General features: G+C 65.8%; 15 protein-coding genes. 10 read left to right on the forward strand and 5 right to left on the reverse strand.

Going from position 1 to position 20224, the window contains the following annotated elements:
• Window positions 1–68 precede the first annotated feature (68 nt).
• From KBW95_RS16305 to KBW95_RS16340, 8 genes are all read left to right on the forward strand, one after another.
• Entirely contained in the window at window positions 69–725 is a 657-nt protein-coding gene (locus KBW95_RS16305; RefSeq protein WP_211525076.1) for a hypothetical protein, read from the forward strand.
• A 21-nt stretch (window positions 726–746) separates the two neighbouring features.
• Window positions 747–995 carry an HPr-rel-A system PqqD family peptide chaperone gene (locus KBW95_RS16310; protein ID WP_211528768.1) on the forward strand — a complete coding sequence of 83 codons (249 nt, stop codon included), beginning with the start codon at window positions 747–749 and terminating at the stop codon, window positions 993–995.
• On the forward strand, window positions 989–1906 hold the full coding sequence (locus KBW95_RS16315) for an HprK-related kinase A (RefSeq protein ID WP_211525078.1): 918 nt from the start codon (window positions 989–991) through the stop codon (window positions 1904–1906). Before KBW95_RS16310 ends, KBW95_RS16315 begins: the two co-directional genes overlap by 7 nt.
• The gene (locus KBW95_RS16320) at window positions 1906–2991 is read left to right on the forward strand and encodes a nucleotidyltransferase family protein (protein WP_229429810.1); all 1086 of its coding nucleotides are present in this window, start codon (window positions 1906–1908) and stop codon (window positions 2989–2991) included. The genes KBW95_RS16315 and KBW95_RS16320 overlap by 1 nt, the downstream gene beginning before the upstream one ends.
• A gap of 102 nt (window positions 2992–3093) precedes the next feature.
• Window positions 3094–3819: a GAF domain-containing protein gene (locus tag KBW95_RS16325; protein WP_211525080.1), complete on the forward strand. Its 726-nt coding sequence runs from the start codon at window positions 3094–3096 to the stop codon at window positions 3817–3819.
• A 6-nt stretch (window positions 3820–3825) separates the two neighbouring features.
• Window positions 3826–5442, forward strand: coding sequence for an FAD-binding oxidoreductase (locus KBW95_RS16330; protein ID WP_211528770.1), 1617 nt, complete (start codon window positions 3826–3828; stop codon window positions 5440–5442).
• Between the two features lie 212 nt (window positions 5443–5654).
• Entirely contained in the window at window positions 5655–6503 is an 849-nt protein-coding gene (locus tag KBW95_RS16335; RefSeq protein ID WP_229429801.1) for a PEP-CTERM sorting domain-containing protein, read from the forward strand.
• Window positions 6504–6647: 144 nt separating this feature from the next.
• A complete protein-coding gene (locus tag KBW95_RS16340; RefSeq protein WP_211528771.1) occupies window positions 6648–7292 on the forward strand; it encodes a hypothetical protein in 645 nt (214 codons plus the stop codon).
• 7 nt (window positions 7293–7299) lie between these two features.
• Here KBW95_RS16340 and KBW95_RS16345 read toward each other — a convergent pair whose 3' ends face one another.
• From KBW95_RS16345 to KBW95_RS16355, 3 genes are all read right to left on the reverse strand, one after another.
• Entirely contained in the window at window positions 7300–7947 is a 648-nt protein-coding gene (locus KBW95_RS16345) for a GNAT family N-acetyltransferase (RefSeq protein ID WP_373888813.1), read from the reverse strand.
• 256 nt (window positions 7948–8203) lie between these two features.
• Window positions 8204–10978, reverse strand: coding sequence for an XrtA/PEP-CTERM system TPR-repeat protein PrsT (gene prsT / locus KBW95_RS16350; protein ID WP_211525084.1), 2775 nt, complete (start codon window positions 10976–10978; stop codon window positions 8204–8206).
• A 174-nt stretch (window positions 10979–11152) separates the two neighbouring features.
• Window positions 11153–11485: a hypothetical protein gene (locus tag KBW95_RS16355; protein WP_211525085.1), complete on the reverse strand. Its 333-nt coding sequence runs from the start codon at window positions 11483–11485 to the stop codon at window positions 11153–11155.
• Window positions 11486–11588: 103 nt separating this feature from the next.
• Between KBW95_RS16355 and KBW95_RS16360 the strand changes: the two genes are divergently transcribed.
• Window positions 11589–11858: a MoaD/ThiS family protein gene (locus tag KBW95_RS16360; RefSeq protein WP_211525086.1), complete on the forward strand. Its 270-nt coding sequence runs from the start codon at window positions 11589–11591 to the stop codon at window positions 11856–11858.
• Complete coding sequence (locus KBW95_RS16365) at window positions 11855–12937, forward strand: glycoside hydrolase (RefSeq protein WP_211525087.1); 1083 nt, start codon at window positions 11855–11857, stop codon at window positions 12935–12937. The genes KBW95_RS16360 and KBW95_RS16365 overlap by 4 nt, the downstream gene beginning before the upstream one ends.
• 74 nt (window positions 12938–13011) lie before the next feature.
• Here KBW95_RS16365 and icmF read toward each other — a convergent pair whose 3' ends face one another.
• Window positions 13012–16299 (reverse strand): fused isobutyryl-CoA mutase/GTPase IcmF, encoded by a 3288-nt coding sequence (icmF, locus tag KBW95_RS16370; RefSeq protein ID WP_211528772.1) that lies wholly within the window; start codon window positions 16297–16299, stop codon window positions 13012–13014.
• A 212-nt stretch (window positions 16300–16511) separates the two neighbouring features.
• Entirely contained in the window at window positions 16512–20081 is a 3570-nt protein-coding gene (locus tag KBW95_RS16375) for an indolepyruvate ferredoxin oxidoreductase family protein (RefSeq protein WP_211528773.1), read from the reverse strand.
• Between the last annotated feature and the right edge of the window lie 143 nt (window positions 20082–20224).

The following is a 20224-nucleotide window of genomic DNA, read 5'->3' on the forward strand; positions in this document are numbered from 1 at the left end:
ATTGCTTGTAGAAAATGACTTGCCATTAAGAAATTACGGCATACATTTTTCCCTTAAGGATCTAGTTCATGGACAAAGATATCGGTTCCACGTCTGACGACAAGCGCACCCCGGGCACGCTCGGCGCACGCGGCGCGGCGCGCCGCCGGTTCGCCCGGGCAGGGGTGGGCGCGACCGGTATCGTCCTGACCTTGAGCAGCAAGGGCGCCATGGCCAATGCCTGTTCCTCGCCCTCCGGGTTCGTCTCGGCCTCGCTCAAGGGCAGCAGCGGCCCCGCCTTTTCCTGCGCCTCGAACGGTTCGCACGGGTACTGGAAGAACCACCAGGAGGAGTGGGGGATCACCGGCGTGAAACCCACCGACCTGTTCGGCGCCCATTTCGATACCGGCATCGGTTACGCGCACCTGAAGCAGATTCCCCTGATCGGCGTGCTCGACCCGAACGCCTACTTCGATGCACTCGCGCAGAAGGAAGGCAAGAAGAAGGGCGAAGTGCCGCCAGGTTTCGATCCGAACAATGTCGCGATGCAGACCATCGCCGCCTACCTGAATGCGCGCCAGGCCATGGCGACCGGGGCGCAGGGCGCGGTGCTGACACCCCAGGCAGTGAAGAAGATCTGGTCCGATTTCGTTTTCGATGGCAGCTACCTGCCCAGCCCCGGCGCCGAACGCTGGGGCGGCGCGCAGATCGCGTCCTACTTCGAAGGCACCTTCCTGCGCAAGTAGCCGGGAGAGCGGCGCTTGTCGATGTGGCGTGTCAGGTCCGGCCAGGAACTCTTGCATCGTTGCTGGGGCCATGAGTGCGTGCTGTATAACAATCTCTCTGGCAGCACCCACCTGCTCGATCCGGCCACGATCGATCTGCTGGCTTGCCTGGCCGAACAGGCCATGTCGCCGGCGGCGCTGGTGGACGAGGGCTATGCCGAGGCCGGCGATATCGGCGCCTTGCTGCGGGACCTGGAATTGCTTCACCTGATCGAACCCCTTCCATGCTGACCCTGGCCATGCTGGGCCGCGACACGGCCGTCCGGCGCCTGCGCGCCCAGGGCCTGCGCCTGCAGACCGGCCCCTTCGTCAACTGCATCCACAGCCCGCTGGATGGGCTGGCCGACCTGCTGCTGGCCATGTACGGCGACTACCCGGTCCTGTCCGACGAGGGAGTCGCGGACTTCCACCTGCGCCTCGTGCCGGGCCGGGGCCTGCGCCGCTGGCTCAGGCCCCAGGTGTTCTTCGAATACGCGGGGCAGGCGCCGTTCCAGCCCTTGCCCCGGGACCAGCTGTTTCCCATGCTCGAGTGGAGCCTGAACTGGTGTGTCTCGGCGCATGCGCAATCCTGGCTGATCATCCATGCGGCTGTCGTCGAACGCCATGGCAAGGCCGTGATTCTTCCGGCGCCATCCGGCTCGGGCAAGAGCACGCTGTGCGCGGCCCTGGTCAGCCGCGGCTGGCGCCTGCTGTCCGATGAGCTGACCCTGGTGCGGCTGGACGACGGCCGCATCGACCCCAACCCGCGCCCCGTCAGTCTGAAGAACCAGTCCATCGACATCCTGCGCGCGTTCGCGGCGCAGCAGGTGTTCACCGACCCGGTGGCCGACACCGTCAAGGGAACGGTCGCCCACATGCGCGCGCCCGCGGACAGCGTGCTGCGGGCGGGCGAAGCTGCCGAGCCCGCCTTCGTGGTGTTTCCGCGCTTTGCGGCGGATGCCGGCCTGGCGCTCGAGGAAGTGGCGCCCGCGCGCGCGTTCTTCCGGCTGGCGGAGAATGCCTTCAACTACAACCTGCTGGGCGCCGCCGGCTTCGAGGCCGTTGCCGGTGTCGTCGGGCGCTGCCGCAGCTACGATGTCAGCTACAGCAGCCTGGACGAAGCCCTGGGTGCGTTCGAGCGCCTGGTGGCGGGGCCGTGCTGATGGCCCGGCCGCTGCTCGTCACGGTCCTGGCAGAGCCCGCCCGGCTGCATGGGCTCGCGCCGGCGCAATGGGACCTCCTGCTGCGCCAGTCCGCCGCGTGCGGACTGCATGCGAGCCTGTATCACCTGGCGCTCGGGCAGGACGCCCTGGCGGGGATGCCCGAGCGGGCCAGGCGCCACCTGGAGTGGGCCGACCTGCGCTGGCGCGCTCATGGACGCGCGGCGCAGCATGAAGTCGCCTGCATCCTGGAGGCGCTGTCCGGCATCGGCGTCGCCCCGGTCCTGCTCAAGGGCGCGGCCTACGCCGCCGCGGGCTTGCAGGCGGCGCTGGGCCGCCGCTACGCCGACATCGACATCCTGGTCCCGAAAGAGCGCCTGCCCGATGTCGAGGCCGCCCTGATGCTGCATGGCTGGCGCACGACCGCACTCGATCCCTACGACCAGCGCTATTACCGCGAATGGATGCACGAGCTGCCGCCCATGAGCCATGCACAGCGTGGCAATACGGTCGATGTCCACCATGCCATCGTTCCCGAGACCGCCGCCGCGCGCCCCGATCCGGCCAAGCTGCGCGCAGCCGCGGTCCCGGTGCCTGGCCAGCCCGGCCTGTGGACCCTGTGTCCGCATGATATGTTCCTGCACAGCGCCGTGCACCTGTTCTGGGATGGAGAGTTCGAGCACGGCCTGCGCGACCTGTTCGACCTGCACCGCCTGGCGCTGCAATTCGGTCCCCAGCCCGGCTTCTGGGACGGGCTGGCGGCCAGGGCGCGCGAGCTGGACCTGGCCCGTCCGCTGTTCTATGCCTTGCGCTATTGCGTGCGCCTGCTGGGCACGGCGGTACCGACCGCGGTGCTGGCCGAGGCCGAGGCCGGTCCCGGCCGGCCCAAGGCCGCGCTGCTGGCGCTGATGGACGCACTGTTCCTGCGCGTGCTGCCGCCGCACCTGGGCTCCGCCGGCCCTGCGCGCCGGCTCGCCCACGGCGCCCTCTATGTGCGCGGCAACTGGCTGCGCATGCCGCCGCTGCTGCTGTCGCGCCACCTGTTCCACAAGGCCTTCCTGTCGCCCAGGCTTGCCGAAGCAGGTTGAACCGGCCTGAAGGGGTGGTGCACTGCGGAAGAATGGCATACTATTAACAGATTGCCCCTGCGGCCCTTGCGATTCATCCAACCTATCTCGCGGACAGGACACATGGAAACAGCGGACAAGCTGGTACGCCTGCAAGACCTGCGCCAGTTCCTGGCCGGCGGAAGCCTGGAGGAAAGCCTGCAGCGCCAGGCCGAGCAGGCCGCGCTGCTGGTCGGCGCCGACCACTGCTCGATCATGCTGATCAACAGCGGCAGCGGCGAGGAAATGCGGATGAGCATGTATGCGCGCCACGGCGACTTGCCGGACGCGGCCCTGCATGCCTCGATCGGCACCGGCGAGGGCATCTGCGGCCACGTGCTGGCCAGCGGCGAGGCGCTGCTGGTGGAAGACATCGGCCGCTCGCAGTTCGCGCTGCTGGCGCGCCGTCCCGACGCGGCCGGCCGCGCCCTGATGTCGGCGCCGGTGCGCATCGGCGAAAAAATCATTGGCGTGGTCAACGTGTCCGGGGCAAGCTTCGACCCGCTCGACCTGCCACTGCTCGACATCGTGGCCACCCTGATCGGCAAGTCGATCCAGGTGGCCCAGCTGCAGCGCGTGCTCGACTCGCGCTTCGCCCAGCTGGCCCTGCTGCAGGAAGCCCAGCTCAAGGTGGGGGAGCAGGTGCGCACCGCCTACCAGAACCCGGAGGACGTGGCGCGTATATTGGCGCGCGCCTTCTTCCGCGAAATGACCAAGGCCGGCTTCGCTTCCGGCCAGATCGTCAGCGCGGCCACCGAACTCATCGATCAACTCAATCATCAATTGCAGGCGGGCGGACAATCCGCCTGAAGAGGCATGGAAACAACCCACACCGCGCTCGAGGCGGCCGTCGCCGAGTGGCGGGCCTTGCTCGGCCACGAACACGTCCTATCCGGGGCCGCCGCCACCGCCGCCTACGGGCGCGACACCACCGGCATCGAACGCAGCGTTCCAGCGGCGCTGCGCATCGTGGACGGCGCAAAGCTGCCCGAAGTGATGCGCATCGCCCAGCGCCACCGGGTGCCGGTCTACCCGGTCAGCACCGGGCGCAACTGGGGCTACGGCAGCGCGCTGGCGGTCAACGGCGCCTGCGTGATCCTCGACTTGTCCGGCATGAACCGCATCCTGCACTTCGATGAGGAGATGGGCGTGGTGACCCTGGAGCCGGGCGTGACCCAGGGGGAGCTGGCCGCCTACCTCGACAGCCATGGCTACCCCTTCATGGTGCCGACCACCGGCGCCGGCCCCGAGTGCAGCCTGCTGGGCAATGCGCTCGAGCGCGGCTACGGCGTCACCCCCTATACCGACCACTTCGCCGCCGTGACCGACCTGGAAGCGGTGCTGGCCGACGGCAGCCGCTACCGCACCGCGATGCGCGAAGCCGGCGGCGAGGAGCTGGCGCGCCTGTTCAAGTGGGGCATCGGCGCCTATTCGGCCGGCCTGTTCACCCAGAGCGGGTTGGGCGTGGTCACGCGCATGAGCATCGTCCTGGCGCGCCGGCCCGAGGTGGTCAAGGTCTGCCTGTTCAGCCTGAAGGACGACGCCCTGCTGGAGCCGGCGATCGAACGCATCCGCGCCATCCTCGGCAAGCTGCCCGGCACCGTGGCCGGGCTGAACCTGATGAACCGGCACCGGGTGCTGGCGATGTCGGCGCCGTATCCGGCCGACCGCCTGGGCCCGGACGGCCTGATGCCGCCCGCGCTGGTAGAGGAGCTGGGAAGGCAATACCAGATCTTTCCCTGGACCGGCTTCGGCACCCTGTACGGCACCCGGCGCATGGTGGCCGCGGCCCAGAAGGAGATCCGCGCCGCCCTCAAGGGCGTGGCCAGCCGCATGCTGTTCCTGAGCCAGGACAATGCCAATACCCTGCGCCAGCTGGCGGGCTGGCTACCGGGCGCGGCCGGCCAGCGCCTGGCCAGCACCGCCGCTACCCTGGCGCGCTCGCTGGAGCTGGCGGGCGGGCGGCCCAACGAGACGGCCTTGCCGCTGGCCTATTGGCGCAATCCAAACGGCAGCGGCGACGGCGGGCAGCCGCGCAACCCGGCCCGCGACGGCTGCGGCCTGATCTGGTATGCGCCGCTGGTGCCGATGCGCCCCCAGCGCGCGCGCGCCTATGTCGAGATGGTCGGCGCCATCACCCGCAAGCATGGTATGGAGCCGCTGCTGACCTTCACTTCGCTGAGTGACAAATTATTCGACAGTACTGTGCCTTTGTTGTTCGACCGCAATTCTCCAGTCGCCGCGGAAGCCGCCCAGGCCTGCTACCGCGAGCTGATCCTGCGCGGCCGCGAGCAGGGCTTCTTCCCCTACCGGGTGGCGATCTCCGCCATGCCCGAGCTGGCAGCCCTGACGCAGGACTCGCAGCGCCTGCACGAGCGGCTGCGCCGCGAGCTCGATCCCTATGATTTGTTGGCGCCGGGCAGGTATCGTTAATTGATATCAATTATTTATTTTTGTCAATTAATTTGTCGGGAATTTTTACAATGGCAGAGCCAGCACGGCCATGCGAAATTGTGAACATTGTCAAATAACATGCAATTTCAACCACTTAGCGAGGATCTTTAAACGCTGGCACAGGGTTTGCTAAAGAGAGGATGTCGGTGTCGTTATCAATCAAACGAACTTCTTTATCTCTTGGAGAAAGCATGAAAAAGATTCTCGCTCTCGCATTCGGCGCTGCCATGAGCTTTGGCGCATATGCTGCACCGGCTACTCAACTGCCGCCGGGCCCGATCTACCTGAAATTCTCGGGTCAGGAACAAATCGCCATCAACGGCGCCACGACCTGGGCGGGTTCCAACGAAATCAACTGGGGCGTGTTCACCATCTCGACCATGGAACGCGGCTCGGTCAACACCCCGAACGACCAGATCGATCCGACCGGCGATATCTTCTTCGTCAATGGCCTGGGCGGCGGTCAGGTGACCGGCATGTTCTACGGCGTCGAGCAAGGCACCCCGAACGCGAACAATCCGTTCCCGGCTACCAAGGGCTACATGGACCTGTACTGGCGTGACCTGAACAGCATGACCAAGACCACCCTGGACACCATCAACCCGGGCGTGCGTTGCGGCTTTGACTGCGCTACCGGCTTCACCGAAGGCACCTTCCTGGCTCGCCTGTTCTTCGACACCGGCATGGACACCATCGACCCGAACAACACCATCGTTGGCGACCAAATTCCGAGCAGCAATGGCTTCTCGGGCACCGCCGACTCCTACGCATCGGTCGATATGTCGGCCGGCGGCCTGTGGGCTGACCAGCTGGATTCGGATTGGTTCTCGAGCTGGCAAGGCCTGCGCGACCTGCGCTTCAAGAACAGCTACAACTACAACCCGAACTGGGGCAATGGCGCCAACAACATCCTCGGTGCTCGCATCGACGATCCGGGCCAGGCATATTCCGAAGTGCCGGAACCGGGCGCCCTGTCGCTGATGGGCCTGGCAATGGTCGGCATGGGCGTCGCCCTGCGCCGCCGCCAGAAGAAAGACTAAGCGTCTTCCTTCCCTCGGAAAAGGCCTCTTCGGAGGCCTTTTTTTCGTCTGTCTAATTGACTTTATTGACAATATTGACGGAAACATAGTCTACTGTCCGTCATGCGCATTCCACTCCGTCTCTTGTTGCAAGTGCCACTAGTAATGGCCATACTCGCCTTCGTGCCGACCAACCTCGGCAAGCTGGCGGCCCTGCTGGTCCTGTGGGCATTGACTTTCGGCCGCCTCACCAAGGTGGAAGCCGTGTTCTTCGTGGTCGTGTGCGTATTCTTCACCGGTATGAATGCGGCCTCGCTGGCCCAGGGTATCTTCGCCTTCACCGAACCCGACGTGCTGCGCATGCCGGTGTGGGAATTGTTCATGTGGGGCTTCTACCTGCTGCATACACGCCGCGTCCTGGGCGGCAAGGCCGCGCACGACCGCCGTCCGGCCGTCTGGGCCCTGGCGCTGGCCTATTCGGCCGCTTTCTCGACCATTCATGACGGCAATACCCTGCTGGCCGTGACCGGTGTCCTGCTGGCCATCGGCCTGATGCTGTTCCACGAACGCGAAGACCTGGCCTACACCGGCTACATGATCCTGCTGGGCGCCCTGATCGAATATTCAGGCGTCCTGAGCGGTAACTGGTTCTATCCGGACCCGCCGCCGGGTGGCGTGCCGCTGTGGTTCATTACGCTCTGGGGCGGGGTGGGGCTGTTCATGCGCCGCCTGGTGCTGCCGATCCTGGAGCGTTTCGAGGGCGGCCCAAACGAAAACGGCCTGCTTGCGCAGGCCGCCTCCCAGGCATAAGAGGTGGTTAGCCCAGCGACATCAAACGCCGGGTAATGCCTTCTTCTTCCTTCTGCGAGAAGAAATACGGGAACAGCGAACGCTCGTTGCCCGGGTGGTTGCTGGTGCCGCCGAAACGCTCGATCTGCTCCTGTACCTGGTCCAGGCTGCTCCACAGCAGCCAGGCCGGCGCGTCGACGCGCGGATTGGTGCGCATCTCGCCCAGGCGGGTAAAGCCCAGCATGGTCTCGTAGAAGCGGCGGTGGCGCGGATTGACCTCGATGAAGACGTCGGTGCAGTTGTGGATGCGGCGGCCGTAGATGAACAGGATGTGGAATAGCGAGGCCAGCGCCATCTTGGAGCGCACCTTGGGATCGAAGGCCAGCTTGGTGATCTCGCACACCTTGCCGCCCCGTGCGCGGAACTGGTCGATCTCGTCCTTGAAGATCTCGTCGGCCAGCAGGCCCACGCCGGAATCGATGCCGAGCGTCACCGTGCCCACCACTTCGCCGTGGTCGGATGCGGAGAGGGTGATTCGGTTGGGGTCGTCGTCAAGACGATGCGTGCCGGCGTAACCGCGCCAGGCATACATTTTATTGATCAGTAAACTGGCCTTGCTTCGGCCCTGATCCGTATCGGCAACCCGAATCCCGAAAGATTTTTCGTTGATGGCCACGTCGGTGATCCTATCACATGAGGCCGGAGACCCTTCGGTAGCTGAGCTGTAACGTGCGCTCCCCGGTTCAGAGATTAAATCTTTCAATTCCGTTGAATTTAGCGTGGTCATATTCTCTCTCCGCAGGAGTGGCCCGGATGGACGACATAGTGGTTCTTGTATCCTAGCACCGCCGGCACGGGCGTGCCAGAAAGAAATTGCAAAATTATAACTAATGATGCTGAAACGCCACCTTGCGGTGGCGTTTTTGTTTGACTTACAGCTGCTTGAGAAGTTCCTTCGCCTGCTCGGCCCCGGGTCCCTTGCCCTTGGTCGCCAGCACTTCCAGTTCCTTCTTCGCGCCGGCCTTGTCGCCCGACTTGATCAGGGCCTGGGCCAGGTGCAGGCGCAGGTCGCCGCTGCTGGGCGCCAGGCTCACCCCCTTCTGCAGCAGGGGTACGGCGCGCTTGAGGTCGCCCCGTTCGGTGAGGATCGCGCCCAGCGTGTCCATCACCGCCGGGTGGTCGCCGCTCGCGCGGTAGGCCAGCTCGGCGGTCTCGAGCGCCTTCGGATCCTTCAGCTGCTGGTAGGTCCAGGCCAGGTTGTTCAGGGCCACGCCGTTGTTCGGCGAGCTCTTCACGATCGCCTCGAACTGCGCGGCGGCCTGCTTGAGCTGGCCCTTGGCCAGGCTGCGCTCGGCCATGTAGGTGGCCGCCAGCATGTCCTGCGGACGCTTCTTGCTCCATTCGGCCAGGCGGGCGTCGGCCTGGGCTTCCTTGCCGGCGGCGGTCATGGCGCGGTGGATGGTCAGCAGCACCTTGGTGCTCGGCTGCAGCTCGAAGGCCTTTTCGTACAGGGCCAGGGACTGGGCCTGCTTGCCGTCGCGCGCCAGCAGGTCGCCTTCCAGCACGTAGCCGATGGCGGCGTTGTCCGGCTGTTTCTGCAGGGCGCGCGCGCTGTCGAGCGCCAGTTCCGGCTTCTTGGCGCGCATCGCCAGCTCGACCTGGGCCAGGTGGGCCGGCACATAGTCCGGCTGCAGGGCCAGGGCGCGCTTGATGTCGTCGGCCGCGGCGCTTTCGTTCTTCAGGGCCACGTGGGCATTGGCCAGGCGGTACTGGGCCACTGCCGACTTCGGCAGCACGCTGGTCAGCTTGCTGTAGGTTTCCAGCGCGCCGGCGGCGTCGTTATTGGCCAGCTGGGCCTGGCCCAGCAGGTCGAGCAGGTCGGGCTGGGTCGGGTTCTCGGTGCTGGCCTTGCGCGCCAGGTTGAGGGCCTTCTGGTTCTCCTTCTGGGCCAGGTAGTGCGCGCCCAGCTTGAGCAGCGGCGCGACCGCGCCCGGATTCTCGTTGCTGGCCTGCTCGAGCCACTTGGTCGCTTCGGCCGGCTTCTTCTCGTACATGGCGATGTTCGCCAGGGCGACCATGGCGCCGATGTTCTTCGGCTCGGCCTTGAGCACGCCGTTGAAGCGGGACTTGGCCGCATCGATCTTGCGCTCGCGCATGTCGAGTTCGGCCAGGGCGGTGGCGCCCGGATAGAAGGCCGGCTGCAGCTTGACCGATTGCTCGAAGGCGGCGCGCGCGGATGGCGCGTCCTGCTTGGCCAGGTGCACCAGGCCGAGCAGGTAATGCACCTGGACGTTGGATGGCTGCTGCTTGGCCAGCTGCTGGGCGGTGGCCAGGGCCTTGTCGTACTGTTTCATGCCCAGCTGGGCCTGCACCAGCGCGATGCCGCCGTCAGCCGATTTCGGGTCGAGCGTGGCGCCCGCCTGCAGGTCGTTCAGGCCCTTGGCCTGGTCGCCCTGGCCCAGGCGCGACAGGCCCAGCGAAGTGCGCAGCGCCGCCACTTTCGGCGCCAGTTCGCTGGCCTTCTCGAAATAGGAGGTCGCCTTGGCGAAGTCGCGCACCTGCATGTAGGACTGGCCGGCCAGGGCCAGCAGCTGCGGGTCGTCGGTGGCGTTCTTGAGCGCCGGGGCCAGCGCCTCGGCCGCATCCTTGGGCTGCGAGCTCTTCAGCAGGGTCTGGGCCAGCAGCTTGCGCGCGTAGACGTTGTCCGGATTGGCGTTCAGGTATTTACGCAGGTAGAGCTCGGCCTGCTGGTGGGCCCCCAGGTTCAGCTCCACCGCGCCGGCCAGCAGGATGCTGGGCAGGTGTTCGGGAGCGCTCTTGAGCACTTTTTGCAGCGATTCCTGGGCCTGGGCATGCTTGCCCTGGGTGTAGTCGAGCAGGGCCTGGGCATAGTTGGCCAGCAAGTTGCCCGGGGCATGCTTGCGCGCGGCTTCGATCGAGGCCTTGGCGGCGTCGAACTTGCCCTGGTTGATCTCGATATAGGCCTTTTCGACATAGGCCACGCGGTCGTGCGGGCGCAGGGCGATGACCTGGTCATAGGCCTTCATCGCCTCGTCCGGCTTGTTGAGGGCGCGCAGGATGCTGCCCTGGAACAGCCAGGCTTCCGGATTCTTGGGGTCCTTGGTCACGGCCTCGACGGCATAGCGCTCGGCGGCAGCCGCATCCTGGCTGAACAGGGCGTGGCGCGCCAGGCCGACCAGGGCTTCGCCGGTGGCGGGGTCGAGCTGCAGGGCCGCGTCGTAGGCCTGCTTGGCTTCCTCGGGCTTGCGCTGCTCCAGCAGGGCGTCGCCGCGCAGGGCCAGCAGGATGGGCGAGCCCTTGGCCTTGTCGGCCGTCAGGGTTTCCAGTACCTTGTCGGACTGGCCCTGGGCCTGCAGCGCGCGCGCCAGCAGCGGCAGGGTGCGGTCGGCCGCAATGCCCAGGCTGGCGGCCTTGCGCAATTCCTTCTCGGCCGACACGGCGTCGCCGCTGTCCAGGTGCAGGGAGCCCAGCTGGAAACGCGCCTCGCCGTCTTCCGGACTCTGGGCCACCGCATTCTTCAGCTGGATCATTGCTGCCTTGCGGTCTCCCTTTTCCTGGTACGCCTTCGCTTCGGCCAGCAGGGTCGCGGTCGATTCGGTGCGGTTGCAGCCGGCCAGGCCGCCCAGCACGAGGGCGCCGGAAACGAGGGCTGCGGTAAGAGTGAGCTTATGGACGTGACGCGACATTGAATCTTTCCTTTTAAGTAGTATCACGGCGAAGATGGCCCGGGACAGCCGGGGGGAAGAGTTTCCACATCGACAATAATACCCGAACAGCTTGCTTAGAAGGGAATCAATGGCAAGGAGTGTTGCGGACTTGCCATGACAGTTAAGCAAGCATGCTTTTGTACCAACTGGCGCTCACTCTTCGCCGGATTGCGCACCCGGTTCCTCGCCCCTCCTGAGGCGGCTCAGCAGGGCCTCGACATTGTCGCTCACCGGCAGCCCATGGCGCCGCAGGAGCTGGACATGCAGGACCAGGTTTTCCAGTACCAGCTTGGCCGAGACGGCCAGCAGGGTCATCAGGCGGTCTTCGGTGCTGAATTTTTCCATCGAGGCGGCCATCTCGCACAAATGGGTGGCGACCAGGGCGCGCAGTTCGTCTTCGGGGAAGGGCAGGTCGGCAAAGTCGATCGGGTCTTCCTGTTCGACTTCCTGCATCAGGGCGGCGAGTTGCTCCGGTTTGATCGGCATGCGTTGCTCCGCGAATGGTTCACGGCTACATTGTAGGTTTGCCAGCCATGCAATGCCCACGCCATTCGCAAAGGGCGGCAAACCCGATGTCGATGGAAGGATCATGGCGCAGCTCTTCTTTACACAGCAACTGGCGCGCTTCACCAGCGTCCCCGAGGTCGCCACCTCCGCAGGGCGGCTGCGCGAAGGCCTGGACAGCGCGTTCGCCCTCAACCCGCGCTTGCGCGGCTACGTGCTGGACGACCAGGGCTGCCTGCGTCCCAACGTCGTGATCTTCATCGATGGCCGGCGCTGCGCCGACACGCGGCGCCTCGACGACCCGCTTCAGCCTGACAGCAAGGTCTACGTGCTGCAGGCACTATCCGGAGGATGAGCATGCAGGCTTATGTGGCGACCCGCAAGGGACTGTTCGAATTGTCGTTCACCGGCTCGCGCTGGGAATTCGGCCCGGTGCACTTCCTGGGCGACCCGGTGTCGATGGTGCTGCCGGACCGGCGCGACGGGACGCTGTACGCGGCCCTGAACCTGGGCCACTTCGGCGTCAAGCTGCACCGCAAGCAGGGCGAGATCTGGACCGAACTGCCGGCGCCGGCCTATCCGCCCAAGCCGGAGGGCCTGGAAGAGAAGGTCGAATGGACCAACAAGCTGATCTGGTCGCTGGAAGCCGGCGGCGCCGACCAGCCGGGCGTGCTGTGGGCGGGGACCCTGCCGGGCGGCCTGTTCCGCTCCGGCGACCGCGGCGACAGCTGGGAGCTGGTGCGCCCGCTGTGGGACATGCCGGGCCGGCCGCAGTGGTTCGGCGGCGGCTACGACGATCCCGGCATCCACAGCATCAGCGTCGACCCGCGCGACAGCCGCAGCCTGCTGGTGGGGATTTCCTGCGCCGGCGCCTGGCGCACAGAGGACGGCGGCGCCAGCTGGGCGCTCAGCGCCAGGGGCATGCGCGCCGACTACATGCCGCCGGACATGCAGGACAATGAGGAAGCCCAGGACCCGCACCGCATCGTGCGCTGCGCGGGCGAGCCGGACGTGCTGTGGTGCCAGCACCATAACGGGGTCTGGCGTTCGGGCGATGCGGGGCGCAGCTGGCAGGAGATCAGGAACATGCCGCTGTCGCATTTCGGCTTCGCGGTGGCGGCGCATCCGCGCGACGGGCAGACGGCCTGGTTCGTGCCGGCGGAGAAGGATGAGCGCCGCATTCCCCTGGGGGCGTCGCTGGCGGTGACGCGTACCCGGGATGGGGGCAAGACCTTCGACGTGCTCAGGGCGGGGCTGCCGCAGGAGCATTGCTATGACCTGGTGTACCGCCACGGGCTGGCGGTGCACGAGGATGGGCGCACCCTGATCATGGGGTCGACGACCGGGAATGTGTGGGTGTCGGATAACGGCGGGGACAGCTGGCACGCGGTGGCGGGGAATTTGCCGCCGGTGTATGCGGTAGCGTTTGCGTAGAACCCAGGTTTCTCAAAGCAGTGGAGGAATAAAAAAGGGCGCGGGTACCGCGCCCTTTTCCGTTAAGCACCGGGTTACATATTGCGGCGATACTGCCCACCCACCTCGAACAGCGCCGTGGTGATCTGCCCCAGCGAGCACACCCGCACCGCGTCCATCAGCCTGGCGAACACGTTCTCGTTGTCGATCGCCGCCTGCTGCAGCGCGGCCAGGGCCGCTGGCGCCTTGTCGGCGTTGCGCGCGTGGAAGGCTTCCAGGCGGGTCAGCTGCGACTGCTTCTCGTCGTCGGTCGAACGCGCCAGCTCGATCGTCGTCGGTGCGCCCGCGCCGTTCGGGTTGCGGAAGGTGTTCACGCCGATGATCGGCAGCGAGCCGTCGTGCTTCTTGTGCTCGTACAGCATCGACTCTTCCTGGATCTTGCCGCGCTGGTAGCCGGTCTCCATCGCGCCCAGCACGCCGCCGCGCTCGGCGATGCGCTCGAACTCCTGCAGCACCTGCTCTTCGACCAGGTCGGTCAGCTCGTCGATGATGAACGAGCCCTGGTTCGGGTTCTCGTTCTTCGCCAGGCCCCATTCGCGGTTGATGATCAGCTGGATCGCCAATGCGCGGCGGACGGATTCGTCGGTCGGCGTGGTGATCGCTTCGTCGTAGGCGTTGGTGTGCAGCGAGTTGCAATTGTCGTAGATCGCGATCAGCGCCTGCAGGGTGGTGCGGATGTCGTTGAAGTCGATCTCCTGCGCGTGCAGCGAGCGGCCTGAGGTCTGGATGTGGTACTTGAGCTTCTGCGAACGCTCGTTGGCGCCGTACTTGTCGCGCATCGCCACCGCCCAGATGCGGCGCGCCACGCGGCCCAGCACCGTGTACTCCGGATCCATGCCGTTCGAGAAGAAGAAGGACAGGTTCGGGGCGAAATCGTCGATGTGCATGCCGCGCGCCAGGTAGGCTTCCACGAAGGTGAAGCCGTTCGAGAGCGTGAAGGCCAGCTGCGAGATCGGGTTCGCGCCCGCCTCGGCGATGTGGTAGCCCGAGATCGACACCGAGTAGAAGTTGCGCACCTGGTGGTGCACGAAGTATTCCTGGATGTCGCCCATGACCTTGAGCGAGAACTCGGTCGAGAAGATGCAGGTGTTCTGGCCCTGGTCTTCCTTCAGGATGTCGGCCTGCACGGTGCCGCGCACGTTCATCAGGACCCAGTCCTTGATCTTCTGCGCTTCGTCGTCGGTCGGCTGGCGATGGTTGTCCGCCACGAACTTGTCGATCTGCTGGTCGATGGCGGTGTTCATGAACATCGCCAGGATGGTCGGAGCCGGGCCGTTGATGGTCATCGAGACCGAGGTCGACGGGCTGCACAAATCAAAACCGTCGTACAGCACCTTCATGTCGTCCAGGGTCGCGATCGACACGCCCGAGTTGCCGACCTTGCCGTAGATGTCCGGACGCAGGGCCGGGTCGGCGCCGTACAGGGTCACCGAGTCGAAGGCGGTCGACAGGCGCTTCGCATCCATGCCGGTCGACACCAGCTTGAAGCGCTTGTTGGTGCGGAAGGCGTCGCCTTCGCCCGCGAACATGCGGGTCGGGTCTTCGCCCTCGCGCTTGAAGGCGAACACGCCGGCCGTGTAGGGGAAGGAGCCCGGCACGTTTTCCAGCATCAGGAAGCGCAGGATCTCGCCGTGGTCTTCGAATTTCGGAAGCGCCACCTTGCGGATCGGGTTGCCCGACAGGGTCTTCTGGACCAGGCGGGTGCGGATTTCCTTGTCGCGGATCTTCACGACGTAGTCTTCACCGGCGTAGGCGGCCTGCATGTCCGGCCACATGGCCAGCAGCTTCTTGGCGCCGCCTTCCATGGCGTTGTCGCGTTCCGTGATCAGGTCGTCGAGAACCACGTCACGGTTGGCCGCGGCCAGCATGCGCTTGGTTTCCGTCAGCTGCTGGCGCTCGCGCGCCAGCTTGACCTGCTTAGTGGTGTTGCGGTGGTAGCCGCGCACGGTGTCGGCGATCTCGGCCAGGTAGCGCGCGCGGGCCGGCGGGACAATCACGTTCTTGCCGCTCGAATACTTCTGCGACGGGGCGTTCAGCTTGCCCGCTTCGACCTTCAGGCCCAGCTCGGCCAGCTTCGGCAGCAGGCCGTGGTAGAGGGCGGTGACGCCGTCGTCGTTGAAGCGCGAGGCCTGGGTGCCGAACACCGGCATCTCGTCCGGCGACTTGCTCCACAGTTCTCGGTTGCGCTGGTACTGCTTGGCGACGTCGCGCAGCGCATCCTGGGCGCCCTTGCGGTCGAACTTGTTAATGGCGATGAAGTCTGCGAAGTCGAGCATGTCGATCTTCTCCAGCTGCGAGGCGGCGCCGAATTCCGGGGTCATCACGTACATCGAGGTGTCGACGTGCGGGACGATGGCGGCGTCGCCCTGGCCGATGCCCGAGGTCTCGACGATGACGAGATCAAAGCCCGCGACCTTGCAGGCGGCGATCACGTCAGGCAGGGCCTGCGAGATTTCCGAGCCGGCTTCGCGGGTGGCGAGCGAGCGCATGAAGACGCGCGCCTGGCCATTCCAAGGATTGATCGCATTCATGCGGATGCGGTCGCCCAGCAGGGCGCCGCCCGACTTGCGGCGCGACGGGTCGATCGAGATCACCGCGATGTTCAGGCGGTCGCCCTGGTCGAGGCGGATGCGGCGGATCAGTTCATCGGTCAGCGAGGACTTGCCCGCGCCGCCAGTGCCGGTGATGCCGAGGACCGGGGTTTTCACCGATTCGGCGGCATTCACGATCTGGTCGCGCAGGCCGGCGTCGGCCTTGCCGTTTTCCAGCGCGGTGATCAGCTGGGCCAGCGGACGGTGGCGCGCGCCGATTTCGCCCTGCTGCAGGGCGTCGATCGAGGTCGGGGCATACGGGGACAGGTCGATGTCGCAGGCTTCCAGCATCGAGCGGATCATGCCGACCAGGCCCATGCGCTGGCCGTCTTCCGGGCTGAAGATGCGGGTGACGCCATAGGCGTGCAGTTCTTCGATTTCCTGCGGCACGATCACGCCGCCGCCGCCGCCGAACACCTTGATGTGTGCGCCGCCGCGTTGCTTCAGCAGGTCGATCATGTACTTGAAGTATTCGACGTGGCCGCCCTGGTAGCTCGAGATGGCGATGCCTTGCACGTCTTCGGCCAGCGCGGCGGTCACGACTTCGTCGACCGAGCGGTTGTGGCCGAGGTGGATGACCTCGGCGCCGTTCGACTGCAGGATGCGGCGCATGATGTTGATCGAGGCGTCGTGGCCGTCGAACAGGGAGGCGGCGGTGACGAAGCGCACCTTGTTGGCGAGTTTCGGCTGTTCCGGCAGGTCGAGCTTGGCGGCGGAGGTGATGTCGTTCATGGAGTGAGTCCTTGGAATCGGATGAGGACGGGATTCTGGTACGGTATATGACGTTAACGTTAACGTCAAGCCGGGTACGCAGCCCCCGCCCGTCGTTCCGGCGAAGGCCGGAACCCAAGTTTGTCGCGTACTACTCACGCTGTTGCGGCTCGCGGCGGGGAACTTGGGTCCCGGCCTGCGCCGGGACGACGTTGTTTGAAGTTGGCGGTGACTTATGCGGCGCGGCGCTTGACGTTGCCGGACAGCAGCTCCGCCTTGCGCGCACGGTACTCGGCCACGGCCTTTTCCTTCACGTGGCCGAAACCGCGGATCTGGTCGGGCAGCGCCGCCAGCTCGACGGCATCGGCGTAGTTCGACGCATCCAGCTTGCCCAGCAGGCCTTCCACCATCTCGCGGTATTCGCCAATGAGCGCACGCTCCATCTTGCGCTCGGCCGTGTAGCCGAACACGTCGAAGGCGCCGCCGCGCAGGCCCTTGAGCTTGGCCAGCATCTTGAACGCGCCGAACATCCACGAACCATACTTGGCCTTGACCATGTGGCCCTTGGCGTCCTTCCTGGCCAGCAGCGGCGGGGCCAGGTTGAAGCTCAGCGAGAAGTCGCCTTCGAACTGGGTCTTGAGCTGCTCGACGAAACGGCCGTCGGTGTACAGGCGCGCCACTTCGTATTCGTCCTTGTAGGCCATCAGCTTGGCGTAGTTCTTCGCCACGGCCATCGACAGCTTGTTGCCCAGGCCTTTCGCGGATTCGGCCTCGCGCACGCGCTTGACCAGGTCTTCATACACGGCCGCATAGGCCGCGTCCTGATAGCCGGTCAGGTGTTCGACGCGCTTCTTGATCACGCTGTCCAGGCTTTGCGGCATCTGGATCACGACGGTCTGGCTTGGCGTCGCCTGCTTTTCGACGCGCTTGAAGTCCACGGCGGCGCGGCGGCCCCACAGGAAACTCATCTTGTTCGAGGCCACGGCCACGCCATTCAGCTCGATCGCGCGCAGCAGGGCGGCTTCGCTCAGCGGGATGCGGCCCTTCTGCCAGGCGTAACCCATCAGGAACAGGTTCGTCGCGATCGAGTCGCCCATCAGCGCGGTAGCCAGCCTGGTCGCATCGACGAAATCGACGCCCGACTCGCCGCCCACGGCTTCCAGGATCAGCGCGCGCACGTCGCCCGACGGGAATTCCCAGTCGCGCTGCTGCGCGAAGGTGCCGGTCGGCTGCTCGTGCAGGTTGACGATGGCCAGGGTGCGGCCCGGGCGCATCTTCGAGACCGCATCGGCCGCGCCGGTGGTCAGGATGTCGCAGCCGAGGATCAGGTCCGCTTCGCCGGTGGCGATGCGCTGGGCGCGCAGGCGCTGCGGGGTGGCGGCGATCTTCACGTGCGAGGTGACCGAGCCGTTCTTCTGGCTCATGCCGGTCATGTCCAGCACCGAGGCGCCCTTGCCCTCGAGGTGGGCGGCCATGCCCATCAGGGCGCCGACGGTGATCACGCCGGTGCCGCCGATGCCGTTGATCAGGATGTTGTACGGATGCTCGACGCCCGGCAGGACCGGGGCAGGCAGTTCGCCCCAGCCGTCGTCGGCGCCGTTCTTCGACACACCGGCCTTGCTCTTCTTGAGCGTGCCGCCTTCGACGGTCACGAAGCTCGGGCAGAAGCCCTTGGCGCAGGAGAAGTCCTTGTTGCACGAGGACTGGTCGATCTGGCGCTTGCGGCCGAATTCCGTTTCCTTCGGCAGGATCGAGACGCAGTTCGACTGGATCCCGCAGTCGCCGCAGCCTTCGCACACGGCTTCGTTGATCACCATGCGCTGGGCCGGGTCGGGGAACTCGCCCTTCTTGCGGCGGCGGCGCTTCTCGGCGGCGCAGGTCTGGTCGTAGATGATGACGGTCACGCCCGGCAGCTCGCGCAGCTCGCGCTGGATGTCGTCCATGTGCTTGCGGTCGTGCAGGGTGACCAGGGCCGGCAGGTTGCTGCGGTCCGCATAGCGCGACAGGTCTTCGGTGACCAGGGCGATGCGCTTGACGCCTTCGGCCGCCATCTGCTGGGCGATCATCGGCACCGAGGTCTGGCCGTCGACCGGCTGGCCGCCGGTCATCGCGACCGCGTCGTTGTACAGGATCTTGTAGGTGATGTTGACCTTGGCCGCCACCGCCGCGCGGATCGCCAGGTAGCCCGAGTGGAAGTAGGTGCCGTCGCCCAGGTTCTGGAACACGTGCGGCACTTGCGAGAACGCGGCCTGGCCGATCCACGGCGTGCCTTCGCCGCCCATGTGGGTGGTCAGCTTGTTCATTTCAGGGTAGATCGAGGTCGCCATCACGTGGCAGCCGATGCCGGCCAGCGCGAAGGAGCCGTCGGGCACCTTGGTCGAGGTGTTGTGCGGGCAGCCGGAGCAGTAGAAGGCCGGGCGGAAGGGCGTGGTGATGGCCTTCTGCAGCACGGCGTCCTTGGCGTCCAGGAAGGCCAGGCGCGCCTTGATCAGGTCGCGCGTGGCGCTGTCCAGGTCCAGGCGGGCGATGCGGCCGGCGATCACGCGCGCGACCTGGGCCACCGAGAAGTCTGCTTTAGGGGGCAGCAGCCAGTCGCCGCGCGGCGCGACCCACTCTCCCTTGTCGTCGAACTTGCCGACGATGTGGGGACGCACGTCGTCGCGCCAGTTATACAGCTGTTCCTTGAGCTGGTATTCGACGACCTGGCGCTTCTCTTCGACCACCAGGATCTCTTCCAGGCCTTGCGCGAATTCGCGCACGCCTTCCGGTTCCAGCGGCCAGATCATGGCGACCTTGTACAGGCGCAGGCCGACCTTGGCGGCCATGGCTTCGTCGATGCCCAGTTCTTCCAGCGCTTCCAGCACGTCCAGGTAGGATTTACCGGACGCGATGATGCCCAGCCTGGCGTTGGCGCTGTCGATGGTGGTGCGATTCAGCTTGTTTTCACGGGCGTAGGCCAGGGCCGCATAGATCTTATAGTCCTGCATCAACGCTTCCTGGGCGCGCGCCTGCTGGCCCAGCGGGACCGAGGACAGCTTGGTATTCAGGCCGCCTTCCGGCATCGCGAAGTCCTTCGGATATTTCACCTCGACGCGGAACGGGTCGGCATCGACCGAGGCGCTCGATTCGACCGTATCGGCCAGGGCCTTGAAGGCGACCGCGCAGCCCGAGTAGCGCGACATGGCCCAGCCGTGCACGCCCAGGTCCAGGTATTCCTGCACGTTGCAGGGGTAGAGCACCGGGATCATGCAGGCCGAGAAGATGTGGTCGGACTGGTGCGGCAGGGTCGAGGAATAGGCGCCGTGGTCGTCGCCGGCCACCAGCAGCACGCCGCCATGCTTGGCGGTGCCGGCGTGGTTCATGTGCTTGAAGACGTCGCCGCAGCGGTCCACGCCCGGGCCCTTGCCGTACCACATGGCGAACACGCCGTCGACCTTGGCGGGGCCGATCAGGTCCACGGTCTGGGTGCCCCAGACGGCGGTGGCGGCCAGGTCTTCGTTCACGCCCGGGACGAACTGGATGTCGTTGGCTTCCAGGTGTTTTTTCGTCTTCCACAGGGTCTCGTCCAGGCCGCCCAGCGGGGAGCCGCGGTAGCCCGAGATGAAGCCGGCGGTGTTCAGGCCCGCGGCCAGGTCGCGCTCGCGCTGCATCATCGGCAGGCGCACCAGGGCCTGGATACCGGACAGGAAGATGGCGCCCGATTTCGCGGTGTACTTGTCGTCCAGGGTGACGGTGGTGAGGCGGGACGAGAAGTCCGGGGACACGGGGGCCTGTTCGGCGCCGTGGATGACGGTATCGGGCATTGCAGTCTCCAAAGGGTATTCGGCTTTTATCCTCTTGCGGCGCCGGGTAGGCGGGCAGCGGTGGGGGAAGCGCGTGGTGGGCGCTTCTTGACCGCGTGGAGTGTAGGGATTTACCCGTCCACAATCCAATAGGGATTCCGGAT

The organism is Massilia sp. ZL223, from assembly GCF_018119395.1.
Taxonomy (GTDB): domain Bacteria; phylum Pseudomonadota; class Gammaproteobacteria; order Burkholderiales; family Burkholderiaceae_D; genus Telluria.